Origin of the sequence: Curtobacterium sp. 24E2 (genome assembly GCF_016925595.1) — a bacterium.
Classification (GTDB): Bacteria; Actinomycetota; Actinomycetes; order Actinomycetales; family Microbacteriaceae; genus Curtobacterium.
The window spans coordinates 367,998-381,870 of record NZ_CP068987.1 but is presented as its reverse complement, the minus strand read 5'-3'; the positions used below and the strand labels follow the sequence as shown (position 1 = coordinate 381,870).

The window sequence follows — 13,873 nt, the reverse complement described above, 5'->3', positions numbered from 1 at the left end:
GAGCAAGTTTAAAGCCTGCTGGGTTTCCGGCATGTCACAGGATCCTCACAGAGCGCGAGCTCTCGCGCGATATACGAACTCTTGGGCGCTGGTGCAGGACGCTCCTTGGCCTGTGTGGATGCACAGCAACCAGTCGAGTCACCGGCCCGCGATGCCCCGCCGTCGCACGCTCCTCCAAGCGGCGGGGGCCACCCTGCTCGGCGGATCGCTCGCTTCCGGGGGACCGCGATCGGCCGCGGGCGTGTCCGGCACCGCGGGACCGAGAGCGCGCGGGATGCCGTTGCGGTTCGGCGTCGGAGCACACCACCCCTGGATCGACGGCTTCTCCTACCCGGCAGCCGACGTGGTGCAGCAACTCCAACTCGCCAAGGTGTTCGGGTGCGACTCCTACCGGGTGGACTGGTTCGTGCCGCAGGCCATGTCCAGCCGATGGGACTGGCAGTGGTACGACACCGTCGTCGACACCGCAGAGCAGCTCGACCTCGAGCTGCTCTGCGTCCTCACGCCCGAGGGCGGGTACCGACGGTCGTACGAGTCGCTCCTCGACAACTGCGTGCCCGTGGTGGAGCGCTACGCGGGCCGGATCCCTGGTTCCAGTTGGCGAACGAACTCGACAACGTGGCGATCAGGAAGGGGGTGGACGGATCCCGGCCCGAGCACTTCGACACCGAGGCGTTACCGATGGTCCGCAACGTGCAGTCGGCGCTCCGGGACGGCGTCCGGCTCGGTGACCCGGCTGCGCGCACCGTGGCGAACGTGGCCTGGAAGCACACCGGATTCCTCGAACGCCTCCACGAGGACGGCGTCCTCTGGGACGTCAACTCGCTCAACTGGTACGTCCAGCCGGAGCAGAACGAGCTGACCGGCGACGACCAACTGCTCGCTGTGATCGAGCGGCTGGGGGCGCTGCCGCAGGAGCAGGTGCTCATCACCGAACTCAACCTCGAGGGCGGTGCCGGGACGGACCGCTCCCGGCTCGCCGCCCAGTCGGGCCGACTCGAGGAGGTCATCGTCGCCCTCCGCGACCGAGCCCCCAGCGCACTGACGCACGTGTTCCTCTACGAGCTCCTCGACCAGCCCACCGCCGCCCCCGGACAGGACGTCTACGGCTTGGTGCCCGTCGATCGTGACACCGGCCTGTGGGGTGCGCAGAAGCCGGTCGCGACGACCTTCGCCCGGCACACCGTGTCCGACTGACGAAGTCGTCGTCCGACCGGGAGGCCCGCCCCGCGCGATCGGGGACGTCACGCCGTGCACCGGCTCGCGTTCTCCGGCTACGGCTGGTGTTGGATGGTCGGGTGACGTCACGCATGGACCGTGCCCGCGTCGAGGCCGCGGTGCGCGAACTCCTGCTCGGCATCGGCGAGGATCCCGACCGCCCCGAACTCGAACGCACCCCCGCTCGGGTCGCCGACTCGTACGCCGAGTTCTTCGCCGGCATCGGCACGGACGCCGTGGCCATCGCCCGCGACGGCACCGTGCACGCCGAGGACGGCGAACGCGGTCGGCTCGTCATCGTCCGCGACGTGAAGTTCCGGTCCGTCTGCGAGCACCACCTGCTGCCGTTCCTCGGGGTCGCGCACCTGGCCTACGCGCCGGGCGACCGGCTGATCGGGCTCGGCACCCTCTCGCGTGTGCTCGACGCCGTGGCCTCGCGTCCGCAGCTGCAGGAACGACTGGGCGAGCAGGTCGCCGCGACGATCGCCGAGGGGCTCGGCGCCGAGGGGTCCTCGTGGTCCTCGACGCGCAGCACCAGTGCGTGACGACGCGTGGGGAGCGCCAGACCGGGTCGACGACCGTCACCGTCGCGGCGAACGGTTCGCTGGCCGACGCCGCGGGCCGGGCCGAGGCGATCGCGCTCATCGGTGCGGGGCGTGTGACGGACACCGGGGCGGACGCATGACGACCGACGGGCGCGCCACGGGCCTCCCCGACGGCACGGCTGGACACGGCTGGGTGGTGCCCGACCTGCGCGACCCGGTCCGCACGATCGGACGCCGTTCGTTCGACTTCGACCACCGCATCGCCGTGATGGCGATCGTGAACCGCACGCCCGACTCGTTCCACGACCGCGGTGCCACCTTCGAGCTCGACCGCGCCGTCGTCGCCGCCGTCCGGGCTGCCGAACAGGGTGCCGACTGGGTCGACATCGGCGGCGTGAAGTTCGCTCCGGGGCCCGAGCTGCCCGCTGCGGACGAGGTCGACCGCGTCGTCCCCGTCGTCCAGCAGCTCGCCCAGGAGTCCGACGTCACGATCAGCGTCGACACGTTCCGCCCCGAGGTCGCCGCAGCGGCGATCGCGGCCGGTGCGAGTGTCATCAACGACACCACCGGCCTGTCGGACCCCCGGATGGCTGCCGTCGTCGCGGACTCCGAGGCCACGATCGTCATCACGCACTCCACCGCCCCGCCGCGCCAGCAGCTGCCGGAGCCGCCCCGGTACGACGACGTCACGGCGTCCGTCGTCGGCTTCCTGCGGGAGCGCGTCGAGCGGGCGCTCACCGCGGGGATCCCGGAGTCGCGGATCGTCGTCGACCCGGGCCACGACCTCAACAAGAACACCGTGCACACGCTCGAGGTGACCCGGCGCCTGCCCGAGGTCGTGGCGCTCGGGTACCCGGTGCTCGCGGCGGTGTCGAACAAGGACTTCGTGGGGAGTCGCTCGGACGCCCGCGCGGCGAACGCCTGGCGGGGTCGCTCGCCGTCGCGACCGTGAGCGCGATGCTCGGGGCGCGGATCGTCCGGATGCACGACGTCGTCGAGAGCGTCGACGCGATGCGCATGGTCGAGGCGACGCTCGGTTGGCGCGCGCCGGTGGAAGCGCGGCACAACACGTGAACCTCCTGCCCCCGTCGATCGCTGACCTGTCCGACGACGACCTGATCGACCTGTACACCGCGGGTGCGTCGGCGCCGTGGCTGCGGGTGAACTTCGTGGCGACGCTCGACGGGTCCGCTTCGGCCGCCGGGGTCTCGGGGTCGCTCGGCGGTCCGGACGACCTGCGCGTGTTCGACCTGCTCCGCCGGGTGGCCGACGTGGTGCTCGTCGCCGCGGGCACCGTGCGCGACGAGGGCTACGGGCCGATGGTCCTGCACGACGCCGACGTCGCCTGGCGCCTGTCGCACGGCCTGCCCGACCACCCGGTGTTCGCGATCGTCTCACGGTCGCTGTCGCTCGACGCCGGATCCCGGGTGTTCACCGAGGCCCCGGTCCGGCCCGTCGTCCTGACCTCCGCGGCTGCGGCGCCGTCGGACGCCGGGGTCGCGCTGTCGTCCGTCGCCGACGTGGTGCCGTGCAGCTCCGCGGCCGATCCCGAGTCGGTCGACGTGTCGCTCGTCCGCGACGCACTGGTGGCGCGGGGGCTCGGCACGATCCACTGCGAGGGCGGCCCGACGTTCCTCGGGTCACTGATCGCCGCGGACGCCGTCGACGAGTTGACCCTGACGATCGACCCGTCGCTCGAGGGTGGCACCGGGCCGCGGATCGCCCGCGGCGGTTCCCCGGAGCTGCGGCGGATGCGCCCCGCGCACGTGCTCCGCGGTGCGGGTGACGTGCTGTTGACCCGGTACGTCCGGGCGGTGCCGTCTGCCCGAGTCTCGGCCTGAGCGACCCTCCTCGCGCTCCGGAGGCCGAGAAGTGTCGCCGGAGACGAGTCTTGGGGCTGCCCACCCGTGTCTCGGGGCTGCCCACCCGAGTCTCGGGGCCGACCGCCCGAGTCTCGGGGCCGACCACCCGCGTCGGCTAGGGTCGGGCGCGTGATCGACATCGTGGCGTCCGGGGTCCTCTTCGACATGGACGGGACCCTCGTCGACTCGACCGCGGTGGTCGAGGCGACCTGGACCCGCTTCGGTCAGGACCGCGGCATCGACCCGGCCGACATCCTCGCCTTCTCGCACGGCCGTCAGGCGATCAGCACGATCGAGCACTTCCTGCCCGACCTGGACCGCGACGAGCAGCTCCGCATCGCTGCCGGACTGGTCGCCGAGGAGAGCGCGAGCAGCGAGGGCATCTTCGAGATCCCCGGTGCCGCCGCCTTCGTGGACCGGCTCCTCGACGCCGGGGTCCCGGTGGCGCTCGTGACGAGTGCACCGCGCGACCTGGCCGCCGGCCGGATGGCGGCAGCGGGCCTGACCATGCCGACGGCGTTCGTGCCGTCCGAGGACGTCGAACACGGCAAGCCGCACCCCGACGGGTACCTGCGCGGTGCTGCGCTGCTCGGTGTCGCGGCCACCGACTGCGTCGCGTTCGAGGACGCCCCCGCCGGCCTCGAGTCGGCCATCGCCTCGGGAGCGACCACGGTCGTCGTCGGCCCGCACGAGTCGGACGTCACGGCCGGGCTCTACCGGGTGTCGGGGTACGACGGCATCACCGTCGAGCCCGAAGGGTCCGCTTTCCGCATCCGCGGCTGAGGACCCGCTGCGTCCTGCGGGCACGCCCAGCGCTCCCCGACGACCCTCGGGTGTGCGGCCGGAACCACCGGGCCGCACGTGCGGCCGGAACCACCGGGCCGCGGAAGGAGCGACCATGGCAACCCTGGACGGCAAGAAGGTCCTCGTCATCGCGACGAACTACGGCGTGGAGCAGGACGAGATCGTCGTGCCCGTCGACCAGCTCCGCGAGCGCGGCGCGACGGTGACCGTGGCGGCGCAGGACTCCGGTTCGATCGCGACCCTCGTCGGCGACAAGGACCCCGGCAAGTCCCTCGACCCGGACACCACCATCGCCGGTGTCAACGTGACCGGGTACGACGCGCTCGTGGTCCCCGGTGGCACCATCAACGCCGACACCCTGCGACAGGACAACTCGGCGGTCTCCCTGGTGACGGCCTTCGTCGAGGCGAACAAGCCCGTCGCGGCGATCTGCCACGGCCCGTGGACCCTCATCGAGGCCGGCGTGCTGCGCGGACGGACGATCACCTCGTTCCCGTCGCTGCAGACCGACGTCCGGAACGCGGGCGCCGAGTGGGTCGACCAGGAGGTCCAGGTCGACGGCGGCATCATCACCTCGCGGAACCCCGACGACCTGCCGGCCTTCGTCGACGCGATCGAGAGCGCGCTGACCGCGTGAGCACGGTGCGCTGCCGCTGACGGCGCTGCCGCTGACGGCGCTGCCGCTGACGGCCTTGCCGCTGGCGGCCCTGCCGCTGACGGCGCGGCTGTCAGCCCAGCGCGACGGGGCGGGTCGTCCGGAGCACCGCCGGTCCGAGGGTGAGCACGCCGTCGGACTCGGGGTCGCACCGCACCCCGCCCCGTCCACGCATCGCCCGGAACGCACCCGGCGCCACCTCGTGGTCCATCCAGGCGCACGGATTCGCCGGCCGGTACCCGCGGAACAGCACCGCATCGCTGCCGGGACTCTGCAACGAGAACGGCTCGCCCCGGAGCGCTTCGACGTCGGCGCCGCGCAGGAACACGTTCCGCCGGGTCGCCACGGGATCGACCCGTGCGCCGAGTGATCGTCCGACCTCGTCGAGGCCCTCGAGCCCGATGACCGTCACCGAGGCGTGCACGTGCGCCCGCGCCGCGAAGTAGCGGTCGCCGACGATGCCGAGCCCGGTGCGGAGTTCGACGCGGTCCCGCAGCTCGTCCGGCTCGTCCGGCAGGACCGGCAAGGCGCCGTCGGCTGGCCTGCCCTCGTAGCGGTGGCGGCGCGACACGAGCAGCAGTGCGATCTCGACCTCGGTCCGGAACGGCAGGTCGACGGAGTCGGCGAGCACGTCGGAGCCGACCCGGTGGTCAGACCCGGCCACGTCGTCTCCAGAGGTCACCCGCCCAACGCTAGCCGGGCCTCCCGGTCGACCGTCGTCGGTACCGCGGCGCCGAGGTTCCGCAACACGCCGTCGGTGTGGCGCGGAGGTTCCACAGGCGAGCACATCGAGCGCCGACATGCCGAGATCTCGGAACCTCGGGCCCGCCCGCCCCACGCGACGCGCCACGGAGGCCCGCCCGCACGCGTCCGCCGCGGCGTCCGATTTCCGCCAGTCGCGGTCGGTGGTGCGTGTCAGGCTGGGCCCGTGACCATCCCCGGAACCGACCAACTGCACGCCGAGCGCTACCGCGTCGTGGCCTCGCGCGACGCACGCTTCGACGGCCAGTTCGTCACCGCCGTGCACTCCACGGGCATCTACTGCCGACCGAGCTGCCCGGCACGCACGCCCCGCGAGACCGGCGTCACCTTCTACCGCACGAGCGCGGCGGCGCACCTGGCCGGCTTCCGCGCCTGCAAGCGCTGCCTGCCCGAGGCGACCCCCGGCAGCCCCGAGTGGGACCTGCGCGAGGACGTCGCCGGACGCGCCATGCGCCTCGTCCTCGACGGCGTCGTCGAGCGCGACGGCGTCCCGGGGCTCGCCGCACGGGTCGGCTACTCCGAACGCCAGCTCAACCGCATCATGACGGCCGAACTCGGCGCCGGTCCGAAGGCGCTCAGTCGCGCGCACCGCGCCCAGACGGCACGCACGCTGCTGACGTCGTCGGACCTGCCCATCGCGGACGTCGCCTTCGCCGCCGGGTTCGCGAGCGTCCGCCAGTTCAACGAGACCGTCCGCGAGGTCTTCGCCGTCACCCCGTCCGAGCTCCGCGCTCGGCGGACGCTCCGGCCCGCGTCCGACGGTGCGCTGCACGTCCACCTGCCCGCGCGGCCGCCGTTCGACGCGCAGGGGCTGCTCGACTGGCACGCGCTGCACGCCCTGCCGGGCCTGGAGCAGGTGGACACCGACGAATCCGGTCGGGTCACCTCGTACGGGCGGTTGCTCGACCTGCCGGGAGGCCCGGGCTGGTTCAGCGCATCGGCCACGGTCGCGGGGACGGCCGGCTCCACCGCAGCCGGCCGCGGCACCGGGATCGACCTGCGGGTGCGCGTCACCGACCTGTCCGACCTGCCGACGCTCGTCGCCCGCGTCCGGTCGTACTTCGACCTCGACGCCGACCCGGTCGCCGTCGACGCGGTGCTCGGTTCCGTGCCCGAGCTCGCCGCGGCCGTGCAGCGGGTCCCCGGCCTGCGGCTGCCCGGTGCCGTCGACGCGCACGAGATCGTGTTCCGCACCCTCATCGGGCAGCAGGTCTCCGTCGCCGCGGCCCGGACGGCCCAGACGCGGCTCGTGGCGGCGCTCGGTCCCGCCGTGCCGTCGGCGATCCTGCCGGACGGCCTGCTGTTCCCGTCCGCCGAGGTCATCGCCGCCCGCGGCCACGAGGTGCTGCGCGGTCCGGCCGCCCGCGTCGACACGATCCTGCGCGTCGCCGCGGCGCTCGCCGACGGGTCGCTCGTGGTCGACGGTGGACAGTCCCTCGACGAGTTGCGCGAGCGGTTGCTGGCGGTGAAGGGCATCGGGCCGTGGACCGCTGACTACGTGGCGCTCCGGGTCCGGCACCACCCCGACGTGTTCCTCCACAGCGACCTCGCGGTGCGCAACGGTGCACAGGAACTCGGACTGCCCGGTACGGCGCGCGAGCTCTCCCTATGGTCGGAGCAGGTGGCGCCCTGGCGGAGCTATCCTGACGATGCACTGCTGGCGACCGATCATCGACCGCGCGATCGCGACGGCCGCCGGCGCACGGGCGCACGGCACCGGCCGTGCGCGGCACGCAGACGAGAACCCTCGGAAGGACGAACGATGACCGACGCAACCATCCAGACCCTGGACACCCCCGACGGGGCCTTCACCGTGCTCGAGGACGCCGAGGGCCGTGTCCTCGCTTCGGGCTGGACCGACTCCGTCGACCGGATCCTCGGGCGGCTCGCCGACCGGTACCGGCCCACCCGCATCGTCGACGGCACGGTCGCCGCCGCCGATGCCGTGGACGCCTTCTACTCGGGCGAGGTCGAGCACGCCATGCAGGTGCCGGTGCGGCAGTTCGGCACCGACCTGTTCACCGAGGGGTGGCGGCAGCTCCGCCGCATCCCCGCCGGCGGGACCCTGACCTACACCGAGTTCGCGGGGGCGATGGGTCGCCCGGACGCCGTGCGGGCCGCCGCCAGCGTGTGCGCACGCAACGCTCCAGCCCTGTTCGTGCCGTGCCACCGGGTGCTGCGGTCCGACGGCACGCTGGGGGTTTCGCGTGGGGGCTCGACGTCAAACGGTCGTTGCTCGAACGGGAATCGGTCGGCACCACGGCGCTCGTCTGAGTTGTACAAAACGCTCTAGAATGCACAGGTGAGCGAAGTGTCGATCTCCGAAGCGCGTGGCCGCCTGGCGTCGATCATCGACGACGCCCGGAACGAACCCGTCTACCTGACCCGGCGCAACAAGCGCGTCGCGGCGGTGGTGGACGCGGATGTCCTGGACCGCCTGCTCGAGGCGGCCGAGGACCTCGACGACCTGCAGGCGCTCGAGGATGCCCGGATCGAGAACGAGCGCCTGGGCGGCGAGAACGTGAAGTGGGAAGACCTCAAACGCGAGCTCGGTATGGGATGACCTACCGAGTCGAGTTCGAGCCGAACGCTGCCCGTTCCATCCGGAAGCTCCCGCCGCAGGCTCGACGGCTCGTCGAGGGCGTCGTCGCGATCCTCGCCGAGGAACCACGACCCCCTGCGGCGCGCAAACTGGTGAACAATCCGGAGTGGAGAGTCCGTGTCGGCGACTACCGGGTCCTCTACCTGATCGACGACGGCCGTCTGATCGTCGTCGTCGTCCGTGCCGGGCATCGGAGGGAGATCTACCGCCGGCGCTGACCACCGTCGGACCGGTCGTCTCCCCCTGGTTGCGGGTGGTGACGTGGGAGCGCTCCGATGCCATGCTTCGAGGACCGACCCGCCCGGTCCCTCCCGAGGACCCGACGCAGCGCCGTCGAACCACCCTCGGAAGGCCCCCAATGGACCAGCACGTCGACCGCACGGTCGTCTCCGCCGACGGCACGGTGATCGCCGTGTCCGACGCGGGCACCGGTCCGGCGCTCGTCGTGGTCGGTGGCGCCTTCGACCACCACGGCACCCCCACCGTCGAGCACCTGACCGGCGCGCTGCAGGACCGCTACCGGGTCATCACGTACGACCGGCGGGGCCGCGGTGCGAGCGGCGACACCACACCGTGGACGATCGAACGGGAGGTCGAGGACCTCGCGGCCGTCGTCGGGAGCGTGGACGGACCCGTCGCCGCGCTCGGCCTCTGCGTCGGCGCGGGGGTGGTCCTCCGGGGCCTCGCCGCCGGTGTCCCGCTCGGGGCCGCCGTGCTGTGGGAGCCGCCGTACCGCGCGACCGTCGACCCGCACGCCGACGACGTCGTCTTCGCCGACCTGCTCGACGAGCACGTCGCCGCCGGCCGCCGTGCCCAGGCCGTCCGGGCGTTCCTCGCGCACGTCCTGGGGGTGCCGATGGGGCAGATCTCGGCGCTGCGGCTGCGGGGTGCGCTCTGGCGGTCCCTCGTCGTCGACGCCCACGTGCTCAGCCGCGACGTGCGGGTGCTCAACGGTCTGGCGATCCCGGAGCGGGTCGCCGCAGCGGTCGGTGTCCCGGTGCTCGTCGCCGCGGGCAGCGACGGCCACGAGTGGATGCGGCAGGCGGCCCGAGCGGTCGTCGAGGCCGTGCCGGGGTCGGACTACGTCGAGGTCCCCGGGCAGGGTCACGTCCCCGACCCGGCTGCGATCGGCGCCGTGCTCGACGGGTTCACCGCGAGGGCGGTCACGCGGGGCTGAGAGGATGGTGGCGTGAACGCACCTCGTCTCGGTCTCCTGCTCGACGTCGACGGGCCCATCGCCAGCCCGGTCTCCCGCACCATCGCGATCCCGAGCATCATCGAGGACCTCGTCGCCCTCGCCGCCGAGGGCATCCCCGTCGTCTTCAACACCGGCCGGAGCGACGCCTTCATCCGGAGCGAGGTGGTCGGTCCGCTGCTGGCCGGTGGTCTCGCCGAGGGGGCCGCGTGCACGCCGTCTGCGAGAAGGGCGCCGTCTGGTGCTCGATCGGTCCGCAGTACGAGGGCGGCATGAGCGAGCTCACCGTCGCCGACGACCTGGCGCTCCCGCGCGACTACGCCGACGAGATGCGCGAGCTCGTCCGCACCGAGTACGCCGACCTGGTGTTCTTCGACGAGACGAAGCGCGCCATGGTGTCGATCGAGCAGCGGGTGGAGGTGCCGAACGCCACGTACCTGGACCGGCAGCCCGAGTTCGACGCGAAGGCGATGGCGGCCCTCGAGCGCCGCGGCCTGGGCGTGCGCCGTCTCGACGACGTCCGACCCGACGCCGACGGCGCCGTGCAGTGGCGGATCGACCCGACGATCATCTCGACCGACGTCGAGTCCGACCGCAGCGGCAAGGACATGGGCGCCGAGCGGTCGCTCGAGCTCCTGGCGCAGGACGGCGAGCTGCCGACGGCCTGGCGCACGATGGGCGACTCGCGCAGCGACTACGCGATGGCGGACTGGCTGCACGCGAACGGCCACGAGGTCGCGCACGTCGACGTCCGTCCCTCGGACGGCGTCCCGGTGACGCCGTACCCGGTGCTCACCGCATCCGACGGGGTGATCCACGACGAGGCCGGAGCGCGGTTCCTGCGCAACTGGCGCCGATCCGCCTGAGCCGAGCCGGGCCTCCCGGTCGACCCGCCCTGCGCACGGAACCTGGTTCCCGCGCGCCCAGCGGCTCCGCTGTTTGCGTGTCGGGGTGGTACACCAGTAATGTCACGGGGTCCGCCGCCCAGCCGATGACGGGATCCACCCCATGGCAACGAAGCTCCGCATCAAGTCGATCGAGGCCTCACTGGCCGACTCCGAGGAGCAGGGCCGATCCCTGAAACGCTCCCTGAAGACGTTCGACATCGCCGCGATGGGCATCGCGGTCGCCGTCGGCGCCGGCATCTTCTCGGTCGGCGCGAACGCCGCCGCGAACTTCGCCGGGCCCGGCGTCATCATCTCGTTCCTGCTCGCCGCCGTCACGTGCGGCCTGGCGATCATGTGCTACGCCGAGTTCGCCTCGACGATCCCCGTCGCCGGCTCGGCCTACACGTTCACCTACGCCACGATGGGCGAGCTGCTCGCCTGGATCGTCGGCTGGGACCTCATCCTCGAGACCCTCACCGCCAGCGCCGTCATCGCGAAGTACTGGGGCATCTACCTCAGCACCGCGTTCGACGTGTTCGGGGTGAGCCTGCCGAGCACGATCCAGCTCGGCCCGATCCCGTTCACCTGGGGCCCGGTCCTGATCGTCGGCATCTTCACGGTGCTGCTCGCGTTCGGCACCCGCCTGTCGTCGCGGGTCTCGGCGGTCATCACCATCATCAAGGTCGCCATCGTGGTGTTCGTCATCGTCGCCGGTGCGTTCTTCGTCAAGGCCGCGAACTTCACCCCTTCATCCCGCCGTCGGAGCCCGCAAAGGGCGCCGAGGGCAGCGTCTGGACCCAGTCGCTCGTGTCCTGGTTCACCGGTTCCGAGCCGGCGCAGTACGGCGTCTTCGGGCTGCTCGCCGCGGCGTCGCTCGTGTTCTTCGCGTTCATCGGCTTCGACGTCGTCGCGACCAGCGCGGAGGAGACCGAGAACCCGCAGAAGACGCTGCCCCGCGGCATCTTCATCGGCCTGGGCATCGTGACGCTGCTGTACGTCGGCGTCAGCATCGTCATCACCGGCATGGTCTCCTACCAGCGCCTGGCGCAGGAGGACGCACCGTCCCTGGCCTCGGCCTTCGACATCGTCGGGCTGCCGTGGGCGGCCGGCATCATCGCCATCGGCTCCCTGATCGGCCTGACGACCGTCGTCATGGTGTTGTTGCTCGGTCTGTCCCGCATCGTCTTCGCGATGAGCCGTGACGGTCTGCTGCCGCGCTGGTTCTCGAAGACGAACCCGAAGACGCAGACGCCGGTGCGCGTGCAGGTCGTCGCGGGGGTCGTCGTCGCGCTGCTCGCCGGGTTCACGGCGGTCGACAAGCTCGAGGGCATGATCAACATCGGCACGCTGTCGGCCTTCGTGCTCGTGTCGATCGGCATCATCGTGCTCCGCAAGTCGCGCCCGGACGCCCCGCGCTCGTTCCGGGTGCCGTGGTCGCCGGTGATCCCGATCCTGTCGGCCGTGCTGTGCTTCTGGCTGATGCTCAACCTCGAGGTCGAGACGTGGCTGCGGTTCGTCGTCTGGCTCGTCATCGGCTTCGCGATCTACTTCGGCTACAGCCGCCGCAACAGCCGGGTGGGCAAGGGCCAGCAGTAGCGGGCTCCGGCCTCCTAGGCGCCGACGACCAGCAGGACGCCGAAGGTCAGCATCACGACGGCGACCAGGCCGTCGAACACCCGCCACGTCACCGGCTTCGCGAACAGCGGCCGGAGCAGTCGCCCGCCGAACCCGAGCGCGCCGAACCACAGGCAGCTCGCCGCGACGGCGCCGACGGTCCACAGCCAGCGGTCGTCCGGCCCCTGCTGGTTCGCGACGGAACCAAGGAACACCAGCGTGTCCAGGTACACGTGCGGGTTCGCCCACGTGAAGACGAGCATGGTCGCCACCGCCGTGCGCATGGTCACCGCCTGGCCGGGAGGTACGGTGCGCGTCCGCCCCGCCACCACCGTCCCCGGGCGCTCGGGTGCACTGCCCGCGGGCGGCTCCGGCACGCCGTCGTCCGCCGCCTCGTCGGCCACGCGCATGGCGTCGCTCGGCGGCCGCAGCGCCCGTCGCGCGGCGAGCACGCCGTAGGTCACGAGGAACGCGGCCCCGACGAACCGTACGACGACGAGCGCCACCGGGAACCGCTCGACCACGGCCCCGACGCCGAGCACCCCGGCGACGATGAGCACGGCGTCCGACACCGCGCACACGACGACCGCCGCCGTCACCACCCGCAGGCCCGAGCTGACCGCCAACCGGAGCAGGTAGGTGTTCTGCACGCCGATCGCGACGATCAGGGCGAGTCCGGTGCCGAGGCCGGCGAGCAGGGGAGGAGTGCGGTCACGTCCACGACGCTAGGTGCGCCGTGGTCTGTAGACCAGCTCATGTTCCTTCAGCACCGTAAGCTGCACTGCATGGTCCGGTTCCAGCGCGAGCACCTCGAGACCCTGTTGGCCGCCGTCGACCACGGCACGCTCGACGCGGCCGCCCGGGCCCTGGCGATCACCCCGTCGGCGGTCTCGCAGCGCATCAAGTCGATGGAGCAGCAGGTCGGTCGGGTCCTGCTGCAACGGACGACCCCGGTCGCCCCGACCGCCGACGGCGCGGTCGTGCTCCGGCACGCACGTCAGGTGCGGTTGCTCGACGCCGAGACCGCCCGCGCCCTCGGCGAGACCGATGCCCGGGGTGCGGGGTCCGCGGTGCCGTCGATCCCGCTCGCCGTCAACGCCGACTCGCTCGGCACGTGGTTCCTCGATGCGCTCGCACTCGTCCGTGTCGACACCGAGGTGGTCTTCGACCTGCACCGCGAGGACCAGGACCGCACCGCCGAGCTCTTGCGCGCCGGCACGGTGATGGGTGCCGTGACGGCCGAGGCGGACCCCGTGCAGGGCTGCTCGTCGGTGCCGCTCGGCATCGACCGGTACCGGGCGGTGGCATCGCCGGCGTTCGTGGACCGCTACCTGTCCGACGCCGACACCGAGCGGCGGATGCTGAGCCGCCTCGACCGGGTGCCGCTCGTCGACTACGACCGTGATGACGACCTGCAGCAGGGCTACCTCCGCCGGGTGCTCGGCCACGCGCCCTCCGGCCCACGCCACTTCGTCCCGACGTCGGCCGACTTCGCACGGGCGGTCTCGCTCGGCTTCGGGTGGGGGATGCTGCCCGAGGCGCAGTGCCTCGATGCCCTGACACGGGGCGAGCTGCTCGAGCTCACCCCGACGCGCCGGGCCGACGTCGCCCTGTGGTGGCAACGGTGGAACCTGGCGTCGCCGCTGCTCGAGCGGGTGACGGACGCCGTGCGGACGACCGCCGCCGAACGGCTGCACCCCGTCACCCGGTGAGCACGCCGGTGCTCGTC

Annotated in this window: 12 protein-coding genes and 5 pseudogenes; 15 read left to right on the top strand and 2 right to left on the bottom strand. The window is 72.3% G+C overall.

The window, feature by feature from the left end:
- Positions 1-618 precede the first annotated feature (618 nt).
- The 7 genes and pseudogenes from JN350_RS01905 to JN350_RS01880 all read left to right on the top strand — a co-directional run bounded on the left by JN350_RS01905 (position 619) and on the right by JN350_RS01880 (position 5,066).
- Positions 619-1,197 (top strand): hypothetical protein, encoded by a 579-nt coding sequence (locus JN350_RS01905; RefSeq protein WP_205463358.1) that lies wholly within the window; start codon positions 619-621, stop codon positions 1,195-1,197.
- Positions 1,198-1,310: 113 nt separating this feature from the next.
- Positions 1,311-1,903: pseudogene (folE, locus tag JN350_RS01900) on the top strand (GTP cyclohydrolase I).
- Entirely contained in the window at positions 1,900-2,715 is an 816-nt protein-coding gene (folP, locus tag JN350_RS01895; RefSeq protein ID WP_461963483.1) for a dihydropteroate synthase, read from the top strand. The pseudogene folE and the gene folP overlap by 4 nt, the downstream one beginning before the upstream one ends.
- A complete protein-coding gene (locus JN350_RS20450) occupies positions 2,712-2,837 on the top strand; it encodes a hypothetical protein (protein WP_461963481.1) in 126 nt (41 codons plus the stop codon). Before folP ends, JN350_RS20450 begins: the two co-directional genes overlap by 4 nt.
- Positions 2,834-3,604: a pyrimidine reductase family protein gene (locus tag JN350_RS01890; RefSeq protein WP_205463357.1), complete on the top strand. Its 771-nt coding sequence runs from the start codon at positions 2,834-2,836 to the stop codon at positions 3,602-3,604. The genes JN350_RS20450 and JN350_RS01890 overlap by 4 nt, the downstream gene beginning before the upstream one ends.
- A gap of 150 nt (positions 3,605-3,754) precedes the next feature.
- A complete protein-coding gene (locus JN350_RS01885; RefSeq protein WP_205463356.1) occupies positions 3,755-4,408 on the top strand; it encodes an HAD-IA family hydrolase in 654 nt (217 codons plus the stop codon).
- Between the two features lie 115 nt (positions 4,409-4,523).
- A complete protein-coding gene (locus JN350_RS01880; RefSeq protein ID WP_111083520.1) occupies positions 4,524-5,066 on the top strand; it encodes a type 1 glutamine amidotransferase domain-containing protein in 543 nt (180 codons plus the stop codon).
- Between the two features lie 91 nt (positions 5,067-5,157).
- Here JN350_RS01880 and JN350_RS01875 read toward each other — a convergent pair whose 3' ends face one another.
- Positions 5,158-5,715, bottom strand: coding sequence for a molybdenum cofactor biosysynthesis protein (locus JN350_RS01875; protein ID WP_205464336.1), 558 nt, complete (start codon positions 5,713-5,715; stop codon positions 5,158-5,160).
- 297 nt (positions 5,716-6,012) lie between these two features.
- On the opposite strand from JN350_RS01875, the pseudogene JN350_RS01870 reads away from it, so the two are divergent.
- The 7 genes and pseudogenes from JN350_RS01870 (at position 6,013) to JN350_RS01840 (ending at position 12,126) form a co-directional block, all read left to right on the top strand.
- Positions 6,013-7,612, top strand: a pseudogene (locus JN350_RS01870) (AlkA N-terminal domain-containing protein).
- Positions 7,609-8,120, top strand: a pseudogene (locus JN350_RS01865) (methylated-DNA--[protein]-cysteine S-methyltransferase). Before JN350_RS01870 ends, JN350_RS01865 begins: the two co-directional pseudogenes overlap by 4 nt.
- Before the next feature lie 28 nt (positions 8,121-8,148).
- Positions 8,149-8,409 carry a type II toxin-antitoxin system Phd/YefM family antitoxin gene (locus JN350_RS01860; protein WP_240347477.1) on the top strand — a complete coding sequence of 87 codons (261 nt, stop codon included), beginning with the start codon at positions 8,149-8,151 and terminating at the stop codon, positions 8,407-8,409.
- On the top strand, positions 8,406-8,666 hold the full coding sequence (locus tag JN350_RS01855) for a type II toxin-antitoxin system RelE family toxin (RefSeq protein ID WP_205463355.1): 261 nt from the start codon (positions 8,406-8,408) through the stop codon (positions 8,664-8,666). The genes JN350_RS01860 and JN350_RS01855 overlap by 4 nt, the downstream gene beginning before the upstream one ends.
- Before the next feature lie 140 nt (positions 8,667-8,806).
- Positions 8,807-9,625 (top strand): alpha/beta fold hydrolase, encoded by an 819-nt coding sequence (locus tag JN350_RS01850; RefSeq protein WP_205463354.1) that lies wholly within the window; start codon positions 8,807-8,809, stop codon positions 9,623-9,625.
- A gap of 12 nt (positions 9,626-9,637) precedes the next feature.
- Positions 9,638-10,509: pseudogene (locus JN350_RS01845) on the top strand (hypothetical protein).
- Between the two features lie 142 nt (positions 10,510-10,651).
- Positions 10,652-12,126, top strand: a pseudogene (locus JN350_RS01840) (APC family permease).
- A 14-nt stretch (positions 12,127-12,140) separates the two neighbouring features.
- Here the strand turns inward: JN350_RS01840 and JN350_RS01835 are convergent.
- Positions 12,141-12,842 carry a LysE/ArgO family amino acid transporter gene (locus JN350_RS01835; protein ID WP_205464334.1) on the bottom strand — a complete coding sequence of 234 codons (702 nt, stop codon included), beginning with the start codon at positions 12,840-12,842 and terminating at the stop codon, positions 12,141-12,143.
- Positions 12,843-12,929: 87 nt separating this feature from the next.
- Between JN350_RS01835 and JN350_RS01830 the strand changes: the two genes are divergently transcribed.
- Positions 12,930-13,856, top strand: a complete 927-nt coding sequence (locus JN350_RS01830; protein WP_205463353.1) for a LysR family transcriptional regulator ArgP — start codon at positions 12,930-12,932, stop codon at positions 13,854-13,856.
- Positions 13,857-13,873 lie beyond the last annotated feature (17 nt).

Coding starts and splice junctions, on each gene's coding strand:
- folP (WP_461963483.1), top strand. CDS start 1,900: ATGACGACCGACGGGCGCGCCACGGGCCTCCCCGACGGCACGGCTGGA.
- JN350_RS01880 (WP_111083520.1), top strand. CDS start 4,524: ATGGCAACCCTGGACGGCAAGAAGGTCCTCGTCATCGCGACGAACTAC.
- JN350_RS01855 (WP_205463355.1), top strand. CDS start 8,406: ATGACCTACCGAGTCGAGTTCGAGCCGAACGCTGCCCGTTCCATCCGG.
- JN350_RS01850 (WP_205463354.1), top strand. CDS start 8,807: ATGGACCAGCACGTCGACCGCACGGTCGTCTCCGCCGACGGCACGGTG.
- JN350_RS01830 (WP_205463353.1), top strand. CDS start 12,930: ATGGTCCGGTTCCAGCGCGAGCACCTCGAGACCCTGTTGGCCGCCGTC.